17 protein-coding genes are annotated in these 16,452 nt (G+C 66.1%); 5 read left to right on the plus strand and 12 right to left on the minus strand.

Annotation, left to right across the window (positions count from 1 at the left end):
- Positions 1-3 precede the first annotated feature (3 nt).
- Positions 4-1,329, plus strand: a complete 1,326-nt coding sequence (locus tag U5O44_RS21030) for an IS4 family transposase (RefSeq protein ID WP_322588457.1) — start codon at positions 4-6, stop codon at positions 1,327-1,329.
- Here U5O44_RS21030 and U5O44_RS21035 read toward each other — a convergent pair.
- The 10 genes from U5O44_RS21035 to U5O44_RS21080 form a co-directional block, all read right to left on the minus strand.
- Positions 1,281-3,350 (minus strand): DEAD/DEAH box helicase family protein, encoded by a 2,070-nt coding sequence (locus tag U5O44_RS21035; protein ID WP_322590326.1) that lies wholly within the window; start codon positions 3,348-3,350, stop codon positions 1,281-1,283. The two genes, U5O44_RS21030 and U5O44_RS21035, sit on opposite strands and share 49 nt — an antisense overlap.
- A 15-nt stretch (positions 3,351-3,365) precedes the next feature.
- Positions 3,366-3,779, minus strand: a complete 414-nt coding sequence (locus tag U5O44_RS21040; protein WP_322590327.1) for a type II toxin-antitoxin system VapC family toxin — start codon at positions 3,777-3,779, stop codon at positions 3,366-3,368.
- Positions 3,776-4,009, minus strand: coding sequence for a hypothetical protein (locus U5O44_RS21045; RefSeq protein ID WP_322590328.1), 234 nt, complete (start codon positions 4,007-4,009; stop codon positions 3,776-3,778). Before U5O44_RS21045 ends, U5O44_RS21040 begins: the two co-directional genes overlap by 4 nt.
- A gap of 68 nt (positions 4,010-4,077) precedes the next feature.
- A complete protein-coding gene (locus U5O44_RS21050) occupies positions 4,078-4,641 on the minus strand; it encodes an HNH endonuclease family protein (protein WP_322590329.1) in 564 nt (187 codons plus the stop codon).
- Positions 4,642-4,646: 5 nt separating this feature from the next.
- The gene (locus U5O44_RS21055) at positions 4,647-5,948 is read right to left on the minus strand and encodes an AAA family ATPase (RefSeq protein WP_322590330.1); all 1,302 of its coding nucleotides are present in this window, start codon (positions 5,946-5,948) and stop codon (positions 4,647-4,649) included.
- Between the two features lie 16 nt (positions 5,949-5,964).
- Complete coding sequence (locus U5O44_RS21060; RefSeq protein WP_322590331.1) at positions 5,965-6,474, minus strand: hypothetical protein; 510 nt, start codon at positions 6,472-6,474, stop codon at positions 5,965-5,967.
- Positions 6,471-7,583: an AAA family ATPase gene (locus tag U5O44_RS21065; RefSeq protein WP_322590332.1), complete on the minus strand. Its 1,113-nt coding sequence runs from the start codon at positions 7,581-7,583 to the stop codon at positions 6,471-6,473. Before U5O44_RS21065 ends, U5O44_RS21060 begins: the two co-directional genes overlap by 4 nt.
- A gap of 22 nt (positions 7,584-7,605) precedes the next feature.
- On the minus strand, positions 7,606-8,784 hold the full coding sequence (locus tag U5O44_RS21070; RefSeq protein ID WP_322590333.1) for a restriction endonuclease subunit S: 1,179 nt from the start codon (positions 8,782-8,784) through the stop codon (positions 7,606-7,608).
- 11 nt (positions 8,785-8,795) lie between these two features.
- The gene (locus U5O44_RS21075) at positions 8,796-10,331 is read right to left on the minus strand and encodes a type I restriction-modification system subunit M (protein WP_322590334.1); all 1,536 of its coding nucleotides are present in this window, start codon (positions 10,329-10,331) and stop codon (positions 8,796-8,798) included.
- 267 nt (positions 10,332-10,598) lie between these two features.
- Positions 10,599-11,243, minus strand: a complete 645-nt coding sequence (locus U5O44_RS21080; RefSeq protein WP_322590335.1) for a CAP domain-containing protein — start codon at positions 11,241-11,243, stop codon at positions 10,599-10,601.
- Between the two features lie 263 nt (positions 11,244-11,506).
- Here U5O44_RS21080 and U5O44_RS21085 point away from each other — a divergent pair, with 263 nt between their 5' ends.
- Together U5O44_RS21085 and U5O44_RS21090 are read left to right on the plus strand one after the other, a co-directional pair.
- Positions 11,507-11,701: a hypothetical protein gene (locus tag U5O44_RS21085; protein WP_322590336.1), complete on the plus strand. Its 195-nt coding sequence runs from the start codon at positions 11,507-11,509 to the stop codon at positions 11,699-11,701.
- Between the two features lie 40 nt (positions 11,702-11,741).
- Positions 11,742-12,878 (plus strand): acyltransferase family protein, encoded by a 1,137-nt coding sequence (locus U5O44_RS21090; protein ID WP_322590337.1) that lies wholly within the window; start codon positions 11,742-11,744, stop codon positions 12,876-12,878.
- Here U5O44_RS21090 and U5O44_RS21095 read toward each other — a convergent pair.
- Positions 12,827-13,264, minus strand: coding sequence for a signal peptide prediction (locus U5O44_RS21095; protein ID WP_322590338.1), 438 nt, complete (start codon positions 13,262-13,264; stop codon positions 12,827-12,829). The two genes, U5O44_RS21090 and U5O44_RS21095, sit on opposite strands and share 52 nt — an antisense overlap.
- A complete protein-coding gene (locus U5O44_RS21100; protein ID WP_322590339.1) occupies positions 13,239-13,958 on the minus strand; it encodes a TetR/AcrR family transcriptional regulator in 720 nt (239 codons plus the stop codon). Before U5O44_RS21100 ends, U5O44_RS21095 begins: the two co-directional genes overlap by 26 nt.
- 67 nt (positions 13,959-14,025) lie before the next feature.
- On the opposite strand from U5O44_RS21100, the gene U5O44_RS21105 reads away from it, so the two are divergent.
- Both U5O44_RS21105 and egtB read left to right on the plus strand, forming a co-directional pair.
- Positions 14,026-14,831, plus strand: a protein-coding gene (locus U5O44_RS21105) for an IS5 family transposase (RefSeq protein ID WP_322587122.1) whose coding sequence is annotated in 2 segments (ribosomal slippage) — positions 14,026-14,356 and positions 14,356-14,831 — 807 coding nt in all. Because the reading frame shifts where the segments join, the coding sequence is not laid out codon by codon here.
- A 309-nt stretch (positions 14,832-15,140) separates the two neighbouring features.
- Positions 15,141-16,403 carry an ergothioneine biosynthesis protein EgtB gene (egtB, locus tag U5O44_RS21110; protein WP_322590340.1) on the plus strand — a complete coding sequence of 421 codons (1,263 nt, stop codon included), beginning with the start codon at positions 15,141-15,143 and terminating at the stop codon, positions 16,401-16,403.
- The last annotated feature ends 49 nt before the right edge of the window (positions 16,404-16,452 follow it).

The raw sequence follows: 16,452 nt of genomic DNA on the forward strand, positions 1-16,452 counted from the left end.
GTGATGGCGCGCATGGTTCTGGAGGAGGCGCTGCCGGCGCAGTGGATCGACGAGGTGTTCGAGGCGCACCGCGGGCAGCAGTACGCCAGGACGCTGATGTTCTCGACGGTGGTGGAGTTGATGACACTGGTGACGCTGGGGCTGAGGCCGTCGCTGCACGCGGCGGCCATGCAGAGCCGAAGTTTGCCGGTGTCGCTGGCGGCGCTGTACGGGAAGGTCAGCGGGACGAGGCCGGAGTTGCTCAGGGCGCTGGTGCAGGGCAGCGCGCAGCGGCTGGGGCCGGTGATGGGCAGCCTGGACAGGCCGAGGAGTTTGCCGGGGTGGAGGCTGAGGGTGGTGGACGGCAACCACCTGGGGCGCAGCGAGAAGAGGCTGGGGGTGTTGCGTGGTCGGCGTGGCGCGGCGCTGCCGGGGCACGCGCTGGTGGTGTACGACCCGGACGAGGCGCTGGTGCGGGATCTGGTGGCGTGCGAAGACGCGTACGAGAGCGAGCGGGTGGGGGTGATGCCGCTGGTGGCGGGGGCCGAGCCCGGGGATCTGTGGGTGGCCGACAGCCACTTCTGCACGCGCGCACTGCTGCAGGGCTGGCAGGACGCGGCGGCGAGCTTCATCGTGCGTGAGCATGGGCGCCACCCGAGGGTGGGCGAACGCGGGGCGTGGAGCGAGGCGGTGCGCATGGACACGGGCTGTGTGCGGGAGTGCGCCATCACGCTGCGGGCCGTGCGCGGGCAGGCACAGCCCTGCACGCCGTGGCGCTGCATCGAGATCGAGCTGGACGAGCCCACCGAGTCGGGCCGCACGACACTGAGGCTGTGGAGCAATCTGCCCGCGACGGTGGAGGCGACCACGATCGCTGCGCTGTACCGCAAGCGCTGGCGCATCGAGGGCCTGTTCGGGCGGCTGGAGTCGGTGCTCGACAGCGAGATCAAGACCCTGGGGCACCCGCGCGCGGCGCTGCTCGGGTTCACCGTGGCGGTGCTGGCCTACAACGTCCTGGCGCTGCTGCAGGCGGTGATCGAGCAGGCGCACCGGCCCGCCCTGCCCGAGCTGGAGGTCTCCACCTTCCATCTGGCGCAGCACGTCAAGCAGGGCTTCGAGGGCCTGCTCGTGGCGGTGCCGGCCCAGTGCTGGTCCGATCGGGCCGAGCCTTCGCCCGAACGCCTGGCGCGGCGCCTGCTGGAGCTGGCCATGCACCTGCCGGCCAAGAAGCTCGCCACGGCCAAGCGCGGGCCCAAGGTGGCCGCCTCCAAGGGTTGGGTCGATGGCCGAACTGCCCGATCTCATTTCTCCACCGCTCGACTTCTCAAGGCTTCCGGGCGATCACCTTGAAAGGGATGGGCGTAAGCGGTCTTGTAGGTGATGACGCGCGCGAACTCTCCCCGGTATTGCGGATAGTTCGCGTTGAACCGCAGGGCGATGAACTCGGCGTGGTCGTTGTTCTTGGCGAAGAGGATCGTCTTGCCGAGCCGGTCGCCGCCGGCCACCTTCTGGCCGCGGACCATCAGGTGTTCGAGCACCTTGTCCACGGTGTCGGTGTTGAAGAGCCACTGGTTCAGTGCGGCGGCTTCCACGCTGTCGGGCGGTGGCTCGCCGTCTTCGTTCCACTCCAGGGCGTCCCATTGCGCCTGTTCCGCCTCGCTCAGATCGGCGTAATGGATGCCCTCGCGCTGGAACTGGAGCGGCACGGAAATCGGCGTTGGCGCGACCAGGTGCTTGTCATCGATCGCCTTGTCGAGCGGGTAGGCGTCGGTCGGGACGCCCGTTTCCAGATTGAACAGGGTGTAGGTGTTGTGGTCGATCTCGTCCTTCGGCGTGGCGGTCAGGCCGACCAGCAGGGCGTCGAAGTAATCGAAGATCGCCTTGTACTTCTGGTAGATCGAGCGGTGGGCCTCATCGACGACGATCAGGTCGAAGTGACCGACACCGAAGCGGCGCGTTCCGTCGGCGGCCTCGTCGATCAGCCCCATCATCGTCGGGTAGGTGGACAGGAACACCCGGCCTTCGGTGTGTTTCTCTGTCAGCAGGTTGACGGGAGACGAGTCGGGCAAGAAGGTCTTGAAGGCGTCCGCCGCCTGCTTGACCAGTGCCACCCGGTCGGCCAGGAACAGCACGCGCTTGGCCCAGTTGCAGCGGGTCAGCAGGTCCACCAGACCGATCACCGTACGGGTCTTGCCGGCACCGGTGGCCATCACCACCAGGGCCCTGCGCTGCTGGTCGCGCTCGAAGGTTTCGCCGATGCGGCGCACGGCGCGGGTCTGGTAATAGCGTTCGATGATGGCGGCGTCGATCTCGGCGCTGGCCAGCGGCTGGCGGCTGCTGCGCCGCTGGACCATCAGCTCCAGCTCGGGCTTCTTGTAGAACCCTTGGACGGCGCGCGGCGGGTACTGCGTGTCATCCCAGAGCCAGTGTTCATAGCCGTTCGAGCAGAAGATGACCGGGCGCTGGCCGTACTGGGCTTCGAGGCAGTCGGCGTACAGCTTGGCCTGTTGCTGGCCGACGCGGGCGTCCTTTCGGGTGCGCTTGGCTTCGATCAGGGCGAGCGGGCGGCCGTCGTCGCCCCACAGCACGTAGTCCACGAAGCCCTTGCCTTTGTCTTCACCTTTGGCATTGGGCATGCCGCTGACTTCGACCTCGAAGTTCTTCGCCGGGTCCAGCGTCCAGCCGGCTTCCTTGAGCAGCAGGTCGATGAAGAAGTCGCGGGTCTGGGCTTCGCTGTAGTCGTGGGTGTCGGGGGTGGCAGCGTTGGCTTGCTTGGCGGCGGCGATCTGGGCGCGCACGGCCTGCAGTTCGGCTTCCAGCGCGGCGTTGGCGCTCAGGGCGCTGGCCAGCGTCTGGTCACGCTCGGCCAGGTCGCGTTCGAGCTTCTGGAGTTGCGCGACCGTCTGGGGCGCGGGGGCGGGTGTGGTCGGCGCGGGCTTGGGCAGCAGGGCGGCGTTGAAGCCGAGGGTGGGGTCCGGGCGGTTCGTGCGGCCGTAGGTGCGGGCGAGCCAGTAGCCGAGGTGGAACAGCTCCCGCGTGGCTGCCAGCGCGTCGGTGGTGGGCACCTTGCGGGCGCTGTGAACGGCCAGATTGCCGAGTTCCTTGACCACCTGCGCCTTGGCGAACAGGGCGTCGCCGAGCGTGCTGCGCAGGCTTGGCTCGTGGAGCAGGGCGCTCAGGTGGTCCTTGTACGGCCGCTTCAGGGCGCTGTCGTGCTGGTAGAGCCAGTTCACCGCCAGCTCCAGCGCCCGCCGCGTGTAGAAGCAGGCGGCGCGGGCGTCGGTGTGGACCAGCGTTTCCGCCTTGCTGGCCGCTTCGTGGACGGCGGGCCATTCGGCTTGCAGGAAGGTGAAGTTGCTGTGGTCGTGCATCGGGTGGCGTGGTGTCTAGACTGAGGTGTCCGGGCAGATCAGCGAGACGGAGGGAAAGTAGGTGCGGTAGCGGGTGGCGTCGCGGGTCAGCAGCGTCCAGCCTTCGGCCTGGGCCTGCGCACCGATGAAGAAATCGGGCAACACGCCGGTTTTGCCGCCCTTGCGCTGGCGGTAGCTCAGGAAGGCCCGACCCGCTGCCCAGGCGCTGGCGGCGGACAACGGCATCATCTGTGCGCCGCTCAGCCGGACGAAGTGGGCCAGGGATTCCGGGCTGTCGTAGGTCGGCGCGAGTTCGGCGTAGATGACGGGGTTGATGGCCACGGGCTGCTGTTCGGCGCGCAGTCGCATCACCTGCGCCAGCGACCAGTCCAGCCACACCGGATCGCGCTCGATCAGGTCGATCCAGACATTCGTGTCCACGAGGATCATGGCTGGTTCCAGTCCTCGCCACGGGACATGTGCATGATGTCTTCGGTGCTGTAGCGGCCGTTGCCGCTGCCGACCAGGGCGAGGAAGGGGTCTGCCTCCGCTTGTGCGGTTTCTTCGCTCAGCAAGCGCCGCAAGGCGGTCTGCACCACCTGGGATTTGCGCAGGTGCCGGGCTGCGCAGTAGGCGCTGAACTGGGCTTCCAAGTCTTCGGGGAGTCGGACGGACAGCATGTGAGGGGCCTCTGCTTTCTGTACGCGCTGATGTAATACGGCACGATCAAGTGTATGACAGGCATGCATCAAATCCGGTCGCGGGCCTCCACGGCTGCGGCGATCAGCGGTGCCAATTGGCGCAATCCGTCCAAGGTGAGTTGCCCTTGCTCATACAGGGTGAACCACGACTGTCGCCAGCGCAGGATGCGCTCGCCGTCGCGCAGCTTGAGCCGGGTGAGCGTGAACTCGGCCTTGGCGCGCTGGGCGGGCGGCACCTTGTCGGTCAGCCGCATCTGCAGCGAGGGCAGCAGGATCTCGAACCAGCCTTCGCCGACCTCGTGCGGGTCGAGCACCGTGTCGTCGGCGGTCTTCTTGGACGAGTTCAGCGTGCCCGAGGCGAAGCGGAAGTTGCTCCACTCATAGGTCAGGTGCGGGTGGTTCTTGTAGCTGAGGAAATGATCGACGGTGCCGCCAGTCGGGTCGTGCATCGCGGCGTAGCCGCACAGGTTGTCGAAGCCGTCGGCGAGCTTGGCGGTATAGGACGACCACAGGGCGGGTGGTCGTTGCGCCCCTGGGTTGGCTTTCAGCCAGGCGTCACCGGGTATCTTGACCTTGGTGTCGTAGCCGCTGGGCTTGCGAACACGTTTCACCGGGATCATGCATCGGCTCCCCGACGACCGGCAGGGCGAGCGCCCTCGATCGCTTTGGTGGCGACCAGCCAGCGCGGCCAGAACACGTCGCCAGCGGGCAGCAGGCGCTGAAGCTGCTGGTGGATGGCGGCCTTGGTCTTCAGCCCTGCGGGGAGGCGGGCGGGTTTCTCGTCGCGCATGAAGGCTTCGGCGGCCTCGATGGCTTGTTCGGCTTCGATCGAGCGGGCCTGTTCCAGACCGAAGGTTTCCGACACCAGCCAGTTGGTGGCGTCGCCCTGTTTGGCCCAGCCGCCTTGGTCGATCTGCACGCGGCCGTCTTGCAGGCTCAGGTGGATCAGGTCGTCGGTCTGGGGGTCGAAGTACGGCTCCAGGGAGGCGGCCACCAGCGGCGCGTGGGTGGCCACGATCAACTGGGGCAGCGGCGCCTTGCGTGTGGTCTTGGCCGTGGTGCTGCCACGCAGCGTGTCGATGGCGCGCAGCAGGCTGGGCAGCACGGTGCGTTGCCAGCGCGGGTGCAGGTGGGTTTCCGGCTCGTCGAACAGCAGCACGACGCGCTCCTCGGCCTTCTTGCCGAGCAGCTTGGCGGCGACGTGGTGCTCGTGCCAGGCCCAGACGAGGAAGTAGGCCAGCGCGAGGATGCGGCGGATGCCGGCGGAGGCGAGCGCCACCGGGACGGTCTGTGCGCCGATCAGCATGGTGGGGCGGTCGCGGCCTTCGCCGATGGAGAGGCGCTGTGGCGGGCCGGCGCGCAGGCGTTCGCCCGGCGGCGAGAGGACTTGCAGCACGGCTTCCAGCACCTCGAACTGCGGCTTGCGGCCTTCCTGCCAGTTCACCCAGTCGCGTTCCAGCCCTTCGCAGACGCGGCGGCCGTCGAGGTCGAGGCCGTCCCAGACCTGCGCGGCCTGGAAGTGGTAGGCAGAGGGGCGGCCGGGGTCGGTGCGCCAGTCGTTGCGGGCGGGATCCCAGACGGAGAAGCCGCCGTCGATGCGGATGTAGACCACGATGCCGGGCATCGGTGGGCGCTTGGCCTCCAGGGGCCAGGTGCTGTCGTTGCGGCGGTACGTCGATTCGATCCTGGTTTCGTTGCGCACGCCTTGAACGGCGTATTCGATGGTGGCCTTCTGGCGGCCGGGGACGGGCAGCGCGGGCGGGCCGGCCCAGGTGCGGGTCAGCGCCCACCAGGCGAGGTCGAGCAGGAAGCTCTTGCCCAGCCCGTTGTCCCCGGCGATGAGGTTGATGCGCTCGGCCCAGTCCACCCGCAGCTCGGGCGCGAGGCCGACGTTTTTCAGACGAATGGACTTCAGCATGGCGTGGGCTTTTTCTTCAGGGGGAGAACAGGAACGGCTTGACCTGCGCCACCAGCCGGGCCAGTTCCCCGGCGTTGTGCTGCAGGTGGTCGTGTTGCCAGAGGTTGGTGGCCGGGGGCGGGTCGCAGTCGTCCGACAGATCTCGCCCCAGCCTTTCAAGGGATCGGCGTGGCGGGCAGGCGGCCCTGAACTTCTCCGGCTCGTCGCGGCAGCCCAGCAGATAGATGCGGTCAGCCACGCCCGGGGGCAGCGATGCCTTCTTGTCCTGGTAAATCTGCCAGCGTGCCGGGTAGCTTTCGTCGAAGTCGATCAGCAACAGCAGGTGACGCTTGTCGTGGCGCTCCAGAGCCTGAACCGTGCCCGGATCAGACAACCGGTTCAGCACCTCCAGCCAGCCACCAGCCGGTGGCAGCACCTGCAACTGGCGGGCACGCACCCTGGGGTTGAGCTCCAGGCCGTTGATGAACTGGCGGTTGGCATCGTCTTCCGGCAGCACCTGCAGATGCAAGGTGAACTTGTTGCTCATGACGCCAACTCTCCGGTCAGGATGGCCTGCACCAGATCGCCCCTGGGGCGGACATCGGCCAGCGGTCGCAGCACGGTGGGTTCCAGATGATTCTGGCGTTCCAGCACCCAGGTGTTGTCGTCGGAGAAACTGCGGATCGTCTCGGCGTTGTGCGAAGTGATGATGACCTGCCCGCCATCGCTGAAAGCCCGCCGCAATGCCATTGCGAACTGCCGCACTTCCGACATCGACAGATGGCTGTCAGGCTCGTCCCAGAACGCCAGCAGAGGCCCGTAGGCCTTGTTTGCAGCCGGCAAGACCGCGCCAAGGAAAAAACACTTCTCGCCATCAGAAAGCACATCGAACGGCAACTCCAGCCGACCTGATGGTGACGCACGGAAATCGACCATCAAGGCTTTGGCCTCACGCCCTGTCGGCACATTGCGGAACTGGTGCAGATCAGGCATGACGTCGTTCAGATTTTTCATGATCTCCGTGTATGCGGCCGGATGCTGAGCCAGCAAGCCCGCCAGCCAATCGACGAAGTTGCCCGCATCTGCGGCAGGCTCCAGTGATTCACCATGAGACTCCCCTCTCATGACGGAGGGAACCGGGGCCAGTATCACCATGCGTCCCAGCCATTGGCGAAACCCAGATAAAGCAGCAGAAACAGTGCCGTCTTGAATCACGTTCAGCGCAATGACATGCCAGTCGATGCTGAACCGGGCCTCGGCTCTCTGCCCACGCTGAGGCATGTTCACTTGAGCTTGCTCGCGGGTGTAAATGATCTGCCCATCAACTTGAAGTGACTCTTTGAGAACACGAAATTCCTTGAATCGCTCGGGCAGTTCCAAGGCCAGTTCGTAGGCATAGGACTGACCCTCCAGACTTACCTCGATGATGAAACGCACCGGCACATCTGTACGCCCGCGTGTACAGTCCGCTGGTTTAACAAGTTCTCCGGTTCGCGTGACTCCTCGTCCGATGCGCTGCAGCACCCCCAGGGCTTGGGCCACTGTCGATTTGCCCGCCCCGTTCTTGCCGATCAGCAGCGCCGAAGAGACTTCACCCGGCTTGAACTCGAAGTTCTCCAGGCAGCGGTAGTTGTGGACGTAGAAGCGTTGCAGCATGGCGGTGGTCTCTTCTCGTGGGTCAGAGTTCGCCGCGAAAGGCGCGGTGCTGGAGCGAGGCGAACAGGGCGTCGAGTTCGGTCAGGGCGGCGCGGTGGGTGGCCTTGAGGGATTCGAGGGCTTGGGTACGGATCGAAAACGATTTCTGTAAGTCCATTGGCGGAACTATTAGGCGAACGGCTTCAAGTTTTGATTTGCTGACCATCCCCTTCATGCCGTTCGTTGATGCGGCTTGAATTAACTTCTTGCTTGCGCGAACTAAACCGTAAAGAAAATGAGGATCAATCGTCTTCGGTACCAGTGCATTGATTTGCTGGTTGAATGCAACTTCTCTGTTCGCCATCCCGGAATTTCCAATGCATTCTGGGCTGCCTGCGATGCAGGTTACCAAGACAGATCCGGCAGGAACAACCCGCCCGACCTTTTTTCCTAGTTCGGATAATTTTTCGCTGGATCTCGTCAAGTAATAGGATGGGTTATTGATATTGTCCGACTTTATCCAATCAATATCGAACCCATAATATTCGGGGCGATCGCGTGGTGGCGTGTTCCCTGTTACCACATTGGCGATCTCTTCAATGGGGAGGCAGTCCCAGCCCTTCGGGTTTTTGTGCGGATCCCCAAACATCTCCACAAAGATCGCCTGCGCCAGCCCCTCCAACTCCGCCAAGGCTTCCCGGCGCTTGGCTCTGAGCGCATCGGCTTGGTCGAGGATGGCGGCGATGCGGCGTTGTTCTGTGAGCAACGGGAGAGGAATTGGCGTCGAACGGATGTCTGACTGCGTGATGTTGGTCATCGAGCCGCTTGACCCGCCAGCACATTGAGAAAAATGCTGTTTGGCTGCGGGTGAGCGAAGGGCCAATACAAGGTATCGACGTGAAATGACCGACTCGTCAGGAATCAGTTTTAGTAACTTGTCGGACAAAAGAAGGTGTGGATGATCGCCTTTGACCATCACAGGCGCACCGACCAGCTCACGAGTATTCGCTCGGGAAATCAGGATGTCCCCGTTCATCGCACGCGGGCAGTCACCTGGATCGTATTCGGGCGGCATTGCCTTGTTTTCATTGGGACGAAATTCCCCCCAAGTGACCGCGCTGACTTTCAATATTCCAAACTCTGTACCAGAAACTGGCCGCTCAAGTGTTTTGACGCTCTTGCCAGATATTATTGCCTTGAGGACGGCACCAACGTTAGTCATGGTCGGCGAATTCAAAACATTGCCTCCAGCGCCTTCATCCCATTCTGAATTTCAGACTCCAAATTCGATAGCCTTGCCAATATTTCCTTCGGCGTGTCATGCGTCACCGCCGCATGAACCACTTCCTTGTACCGATTGATCGACAAGTCATAACCCTGCGCCGCAATCTCCGCCTTCGGCACACAGAAACTCTGCGCCGTGCGTGGCCGAGTGCGTTCCGTGCCGTCGCGCTGCGCCCAGCGGGTCAGCACGTCGGGCAGGTTGTTCTTCGCGTGCTCGGCCTCGGTCAGCGCCACCACCGGCGCCGTCCCCAGCCGGTCCTCGGCCAGCAGCGGCTGGCGCTTGTCGTCCAGGCTCCAGCCATCGGCCTGCATGTCATAGAACCAGACCCGATCCGTCCCGCCCGAATTCGTCTTCGTGAAGAACAGGATCGCCGTGCTCACCCCCGCATACGGCTTGAACACCCCCGACGGCAGCGACACCACCCCGTCCAGCTTGTGCCCCTCCACCAGCAACGCCCGCAACTCCTTGTGCGCCTTGCTCGACCCGAACAACACCCCATCCGGCACGATCACCGCCGCCCGCCCCCCCGGCTTCAGCAACCGCAGGAACAGCGCCAGAAACAGCAGCTCCGTCTTCTTCGTCTTGACGATGTCCAGCAGATCCTTGGCCGTATTCTCGTAGTCCAGCGACCCCGCGAACGGCGGATTCGCCAGGATCAGCGAATACGCCTCCTCGTCCCCCGCATGGTCCTGCGCCAGCGAATCCTTGTAGCGAATGTCCGGGTTGTCCACCCCGTGCAGCGCCATGTTCATGCTGCCGATCCGCAGCATCGTGTTGTCGAAGTCGTAGCCGTGGAACATGCCGTGGTGAAAATGCCGCCGCAGCGCCGCATCTCGGAAGATCTCCGGATGCCGCTCCCGCAGCACCTCGCCCGCCACCACCAGAAACCCGCAACTCCCGCTCGCCGGGTCACAGACCACGTCCTTCGGCGTCGGCCGGCTCATCTCCACCATCAGCCGGATCAGGTGCCGCGGCGTGCGGAACTGGCCGTTCTGCCCCGCGCTGGCGATCTTGCCGAGCATGTACTCGTACAGGTCGCCCTTGGTGTCCCGGTCGTCCATCGGCACCCCGTCGAGCAGGTCCACCACCTTGGCCAGCAGCGCCGGTGTCGGGATCGTGAACCGCGCGTCCTTCATGTGGTGCGCCAGCGTCGAGCCTTCCCCGCCCAGGTTGCGCAGGAAGGGAAACACCCGCTCGCCGACCACGCTGAACATCTCGGCCGGGGCGAAGTGCTTGAAGCGCGACCAGCGCAGCGCGCCGTTGTCTCGCCCGAGCGCATCCTTGCCAAACGGAAAGATCGGCCGCTCGATCGGCTTGCCCGTGCGAATCGCCTTGTTCTCCTCGGCCGTTTGGGCGTCGTCCAGTCGGCGCATGAACAGCAGGTAGGTGATCTGTTCGAGCACCTCGATCGGGTTGGCGATGCCGCCGGACCAGAAAGCGTTCCAGATCGAATCGACCTGGTTGCGAAGTTCGCCAGTGATCATGTGGGAAGTCCCTTGTGGTCGGCCGCTTCGAGGCGGCCTGGGTGGTCATGGGAGGCGTGATCGCCCGTTGCCCATCGCCGCGAAGTGCGCGGTTTCCAGGCGGGCATTCTGCACACTGGCGTGACCAGATCCGAGGCAATCGTCGCGGAAACGAATCCTGCGCACCGATGCAGTTCGGTGCGTACGGGTTGCCAGCGCAGCGCCCCGAGCGTCCCACGTGCCGGCATTCGATGCCCATCCGAACATCGAACCTCCGTGCGCAGCCGTTCACCGCGGCTTCGCCAGCTCCATCACCCAGTAGTTCGAACGGTTGGCCGTGTTGTAGACGCAGGCCACGGCGAACTCCTCCATCGCCGGGTTCATCAGGTTCGCGCAGTGGCCGTCGCTGGCCATCCAGGCCTCGACGACACGGGCCACCGTGGGCTGGCCGGCGGCGATGTTCTCGCCGACGCTGGCCCAGGCATAGCCGATCGCGTTGATCCGGGCGCTGACGCTGCTGCCGTCGCTGCCGGTGTGCGCGAAGAACTGGTTCGCCACCATGTCCTTGGCGTGGCCCGCCGCGGCGCGGAACAGGGGGTCGCTCCAGCGCAGGCTGCCCGTGGCCGCGAAGCCGCCCCGGCTGCCGCAGGACTGGGCGCTGGCGCGGCGGCGGTTGACCTCCGCCACGACCGCGGCCTGGAAGGCGGTGATGCTGCAGGTGGTGGCGGGTGTCTGGGTGCTCGTTGCCACCGAGGTGGCCGTCGGCGCAGGGCTGGCGCTGCTGGTGGCGAGCAGCACGCTGGTGGTGGCCTGGACGGAATCCTCGTCGCCACCCAGGTTGCAGGCGCTCAACAGGCCCAGCAGCAGCGTGGCGCCGATCCAGCGGGCGAAGTTACAAATGCGGAAGGGGTGGGTGCTGTTCTTGCGGGTCATGTGTGGTGGCCTCTTTGCTGAAATTCATTCTGGGAGGCGCAACCGGCGGGCGTGAATCGCTTATCCAGGGAACCGGGGGGATCGTGTCATCTACACGCTTCAAAGCGCGTCATCTGCACGTTGACCTGTCCCCTCGGCCCGTGACCGAGGGGGCGCGCGTGGTGGTGTTCGCCGCTCGGCTCCGGCAGACTTCCTGGCCTGAACTGAAAGAAGTCGCAAGCAGTTGTCTGCATCGCGTTCGGTTCTGCTACAGGAGTCAGTGCATGTCCGCATTCCCATCATCCGCCCGCGAACGCCCCGTGGTCCCCGTCCGGACCATCGGGGCCAACGCCTGGCTGATCACCTGCACGGCCGAACGTGTCGACACCCGGGCCCGCCACGGTCGTGCCCGCTGGAGCCTGTGCGCTGGTCTGCGCCGCCGGCCCCGCCACACGCGGCCGGTCCGCTCGTTCGCCTGAGATAACCTCCGCACAAGCGTCGCCGGCTAGGATGCCGGCGATGCAGTTTTCTCCTCGGAACCGTCCCGGACCATCGCTGCCGATGGTCGATCTGGGCAAGGCAGTCGCCTCCCAACTCATCGTCCTGCACCACTTGGCGCTCTATTGGCCGATGTCCGATGTCGTTGGCGTGCGCGCGGGCGACCTGCAGGAATGGCTGGTCGACCAGGCCCGGCTGGCCGTGCAGGTCTTCCTGGTGATCGGCGGATTTCTCGCCGCCCGGGGCCTGCTGCCCACCCCGGATGCCCCGGCTGGTCGCTTTCCCGCGGCCTTGCCCGGCGCGCTGATGCGCCGGTTGCAGCGCCTGGTGCCGCCCTATGCGGTGGCCTTGCTGGCGGCGGTGGCCTGTGCGCTGTTCGCGCGGCAGCTGGGCGCGTCCCCGGGCATCCCCGAAGCACCGACCGCCGGGCAGTTCATCGCCAACGCGCTGATGCTGCAGGACGTGCTGGGCGAGCAGGCGCTGTCGGCCGGGTTCTGGTATGTCGCGATCGACCTGCAGCTCTACACGATGCTGGCGCTGCTGTGTGCGGGGCGGGCCGTCCTGGCGGGCGGCGGGGCATGGCGGGGGGCTGCCACGGCGCTGGCCGTGCTGCTGCTGACCGCGGGTGCGCTGCTGGTGTTCAACCGTGACCGGACACTCGACGTCTGGGCCCTCTATTTTTTCGGCGCCTACGGTCTGGGCATCCTGGCGCAGTGGGCGCAGGCAACCGCCCACCGCGTGTGGTGGTCCGCGCTCATCGTGGGGCTGACCGGGCTGGCGCTGCTGGTGGAGTGGCGCAGCCGGCTGGCACTGGCGGGCACCGTGGCGCTGGTGCTGGCGCTGGATCTCGGCCGCACCTGGCGCTGGCTCTGTGTGGGGCCGCTGCAGCGGCTGCTGGCCTTCCTGTCCCGGATTTCCTACACCGTCTTCCTGCTCCACTACCCGGTGATGCTGGTGGTGGGCGCGCTGGTCTACCGCCTGTGGCCGGCCTCGCCGGCGATGCACCTTGTCGGCTTGCTGGTGGCGTGGGGGCTGGCGCTGCTGACCGGGTGGGGGCTGGAGCGGCTGCTGGCCTCGCCCGGTGGTCCTCGGCGGCGGTCCACCGTTCAGGAGCCGTCCGTCTGGCGGGCCTCGATCTCGAACGGGTTGTCGAGGTAGGCGTCCCGGCCTCGCAGCCAGCACCAGCCGCTGGCCGCCAGATAGAGCGGCCAGAACAGCAGGCCCCAGCGCTCGTACTGCCGCACATGCACCTGCTCGTGGCGCCGCCAGCGCCGCAGCGTGGCATCGTCGCGGCCGAGGATGACGTGGCCGAGCGTGATCGCGCCGAAGTGGCGGATGTGCGGCCAGCGCCCGACCGCCCGCAGCCGGTGCGCGCCGGCGACTTCGAGCTGTGCCTCCACCCAGTGCGCCCGCGCGCCGCCCAGCAGCGCCACCAGCGCGAGCACCAGCCCGACCAGCGTCACCGGCGCGACCCACGCATAAGCCAGCCCCCGGCGCAGCCGGCGCCGCGCCGTGCGCTCAGCCTGGCGTGCGCTGGAGGGCATCCGCGACCTCCGCCCGCAGCCGGCGCAGCCCCGCCAGCTCCTCGCTCGGCGCCTGCAGCGCCGACCACAGCAGCGCCACCAGATCGGCCGAGACCGCGTCGATGTCGGTCGGCTTGTCCTGCGCGATGACCTCCCACAGGATGTGCTCCATCGGCCCGAGCACCATCGAGCGCAGCAGCCGCAGCGGCACGTCGCGCCGCAGCTCGCCCGAGGCCTGCCCGCGCGCCAGCAGGTCCATCAGCGGCGCGGTGTAGCGGCGCTGCAGCGGCAGGAAGCTCTCGCCCAGCGCCTGCCCCTTCGATCGCCCCTCCGACAGCACCAGCGCACACAGCCCGGTGCCCTGCACCAGGAACAGCCGCAGGTGCGTCTGGATCAGGTAATGCAGCTGAGCCCGGATGGGTTGCTCGCGCGGCAGGCCGGCTTCCATCGTCGCGATGATCTCGTCGTACCAGTCGCTGATGACCCGCACGCACAGCTCCCGCTTGCCGCGGAAGTAGGTGAAGACGGTGGCCTCGCTGATGCCCAGGCGCTGGGCGATCTCGGTGGTGGTGGCGTGCTCGTAGCCTTTTTCCGCGAACACCTCGCGGCCCACGCGCAGCAGGTCGCGAATGCGTTGCTCGGACTTGGCGCTGGCCGGGGCGCGGCGCCGGGGGCTGCGGGAGTCGTTGGAGTCGGGGGAGGGGCTGCTGCGCATGGGGCGATCTTAGAGCGGCTAACAAAACCAAACACCCGTCACGTCAGATCCGAGCGATGCTGAGGGGATGAAACAGCAAGAAATCAGTGCGGAGTTGTGGGAACACATCCGCCCGCTGCTGCCAGAGCCCAAGCCCGCCAGTCCTCGCGGAGGGCGCCCCCGTATTGCCGACGAACTCGCGCTCAACGGCATCGTGTACGTCCTGCGAACGGGCATCCCATGGGAAGAGCTGCCTCAAGCGCTGGGCTGGGGCAGCGGCATGACGTGCTGGCGACGACTCCAGCAGTGGCACGAGGCGGGTGTGTGGCACGGGCTGCACATGCTGCTGCTGGAGCATCTCAGGCGCAACGACGCGCTCGACTACAGCCGCATGTGCATCGATGGCTCCAGCGTGGCCAGCCCCCGGGGGGGCCGCACACTGGGCCGAACCCGACCGACAGGGGCAAACTCGGCTCCAAGCGCCATGTGCTGACTGACGCCAACGGCACGCCGGTGATGTTCTGCGTCACGGGCGCGAACCGGCATGACTCGGTGGTGTTCGAGGAGATGATCGATGCGCTGCCAGCGATCAAGGGCAAGCCCGGCAGGCCCCGGCGCTGGCCCGACAAGCTCCATGCGGACAAGGCCTACGACTGCAAACGCTGTCGCCAGCATCTCAGGCGGCGGGGCATCCGGGTGCGCATCGCCCGCAAGGGCATCGAGAGCAAGGAGCGTCTGGGCCGTCACCGCTGGGTGGTCGAGCGCACGCATGCGTGGCTGGCGGCCTTCGGCAAGCTCCGGGTGCGCTTCGAGCGCAGCATCACCACCCATGTGGCTCTTTTGTCCCTGGCCTGTTCCATCATCTGTCTGCGGACTCTGCGCAGGTTGTGTTAGCCGCTCTTAGTGGCCCGGCAGGCTGCAGTGTTTCGAGGTGGAGCGTGCGGACTCACCTGGGTGGATTGTAATAAATAGTACCCGTAATGCTAAAAATACACACTTGACTATGATCATTGTCACGAACAGCAGGAATTCTTGGCGTTTTGGGTGAGGCACATGGATGCAACTGACTTTGGGAATCCGCTGAGACAGTGGTTGATGTGCGCGGGCCTGCGCATGGCGCTGCCGCTGGATGGGCGTCACGTCCCGGCGGCCACGCGCGTGGCTATTCGTCCGACGCCGTCGCGGCTTCGACCGGCCTGAGCCATGCCCAGTCTTGCCCTCACCCCGTCCGAACTGCGCCGACGCTACCGTGCGGTCCGTGCAGTCACCGAGTCGCTCTGTGCACCGTTGCTGACCGAGGACTACCAGACGCAGTCCCGCCTGGAGGCCAGTCCGCCGAAATGGCACATCGCGCACGTGACGTGGTTCTTCGAGACCTTCCTGCTGCGCACGCACCTGCCGGGACACGAACTCCGCTTCGCCGGCTTTGACGTGCTGTTCAACTCCTACTACGAGTCGATCGGCCAGTTCCACCCGCGCGACCAGCGCGGCCTGCTGGCGCGTCCGTCCGTCGAGGAGGTCTACCGTTACCGCCGGGCCATCGACGCGGGCATGGAGGCGTTGTTCGACCGGCTCGACCGCGAGCCCGACACCACGATCGAAGGCTTCATCGAACTCGGTCTGCACCACGAGCAGCAGCACCAGGAACTGCTGTGCATGGACATCAAGGCGCACTTCGCCGCCAACCCGCTGCGCCCGGTTTACCGCGCGGACCTGCCACGGCACACGGTCGAGGCCACGGTCCCGATGCGCTGGGTCGAACAGGGCGAGGGTCTGCACGAGATCGGCCACGCGCCGGGCAGCGGGTTCGCCTTCGACAACGAGTCGCCGCGTCACCGCGTCTGGCTGGACGGCTACCAGCTCGCCGATCGCCTGGTGACCAACGGCGAGTACCTGGCCTTCATCGAGGCCGGGGGTTACAGCCAGGCCCGCTGGTGGTTGTCCGACGGCTGGGCGCACATTCGCCGCCATGGCTGGCAGCACCCGCTGTATTGGGTGCGCGACGGCGAGGGCGGTTGGCTGGAGATGACGCTGGGTGGCTGGCGCAAGCTGGACGTGCATGCGCCCGTGTGCCATGTCAGCTACTACGAAGCCGAGGCCTTTGCCCGCTGGGCTGGTGCCCGTTTGCCCACCGAGGCGGAGATCGAGGTCGTGCAAGCCCGCCAGCCACTGCGGGGCAACTTCTTCGACCAGGGTTTCCTGCAGCCGATGCCCGCAGGCCCCGATGGCCAGTGGTGGGGTGACCTGTGGACCTGGACAGGCTCGGCCTACCTGCCGTACCCGGGTTTCCGTCCCCTCGAAGGCTCGGCCGGTGAATACAACGGCAAGTTCATGTGCAACCAGATGGTGCTGCGCGGGGGCTGCTGCGCCACTTCCATCGACCACATGCGTGCGAGTTACCGCAATTTCTTCTGCCCACCGGATCGCTGGGCCTACACCGGTATCCGCCTGGCCCGCACGCCCTGAGGCACTGCGCGCTTCGTTTCGCCTGGTTTCGCTTCGCCCTTCCATCCAC

The sequence above is a fragment of the Sphaerotilus sp. genome, assembly GCF_034519685.1.
Taxonomy (GTDB): Bacteria; Pseudomonadota; Gammaproteobacteria; order Burkholderiales; family Burkholderiaceae_C; genus Sphaerotilus.

Coding starts and splice junctions, on each gene's coding strand:
- U5O44_RS21075 (WP_322590334.1), bottom strand. CDS start 10,331: ATGATCACTGGCGAACTTCGCAACCAGGTCGATTCGATCTGGAACGCT.
- U5O44_RS21100 (WP_322590339.1), bottom strand. CDS start 13,958: ATGCGCAGCAGCCCCTCCCCCGACTCCAACGACTCCCGCAGCCCCCGG.
- egtB (WP_322590340.1), top strand. CDS start 15,141: ATGCCCAGTCTTGCCCTCACCCCGTCCGAACTGCGCCGACGCTACCGT.
- U5O44_RS21085 (WP_322590336.1), top strand. CDS start 11,507: ATGTCCGCATTCCCATCATCCGCCCGCGAACGCCCCGTGGTCCCCGTC.
- U5O44_RS21035 (WP_322590326.1), bottom strand. CDS start 3,350: ATGCACGACCACAGCAACTTCACCTTCCTGCAAGCCGAATGGCCCGCC.
- U5O44_RS21070 (WP_322590333.1), bottom strand. CDS start 8,784: ATGACTAACGTTGGTGCCGTCCTCAAGGCAATAATATCTGGCAAGAGC.
- U5O44_RS21060 (WP_322590331.1), bottom strand. CDS start 6,474: ATGAGCAACAAGTTCACCTTGCATCTGCAGGTGCTGCCGGAAGACGAT.
- U5O44_RS21065 (WP_322590332.1), bottom strand. CDS start 7,583: ATGCTGCAACGCTTCTACGTCCACAACTACCGCTGCCTGGAGAACTTC.
- U5O44_RS21055 (WP_322590330.1), bottom strand. CDS start 5,948: ATGCTGAAGTCCATTCGTCTGAAAAACGTCGGCCTCGCGCCCGAGCTG.
- U5O44_RS21095 (WP_322590338.1), bottom strand. CDS start 13,264: ATGCCCTCCAGCGCACGCCAGGCTGAGCGCACGGCGCGGCGCCGGCTG.
- U5O44_RS21030 (WP_322588457.1), top strand. CDS start 4: ATGGCGCGCATGGTTCTGGAGGAGGCGCTGCCGGCGCAGTGGATCGAC.
- U5O44_RS21090 (WP_322590337.1), top strand. CDS start 11,742: ATGCAGTTTTCTCCTCGGAACCGTCCCGGACCATCGCTGCCGATGGTC.
- U5O44_RS21080 (WP_322590335.1), bottom strand. CDS start 11,243: ATGACCCGCAAGAACAGCACCCACCCCTTCCGCATTTGTAACTTCGCC.
- U5O44_RS21040 (WP_322590327.1), bottom strand. CDS start 3,779: ATGATCCTCGTGGACACGAATGTCTGGATCGACCTGATCGAGCGCGAT.
- U5O44_RS21045 (WP_322590328.1), bottom strand. CDS start 4,009: ATGCTGTCCGTCCGACTCCCCGAAGACTTGGAAGCCCAGTTCAGCGCC.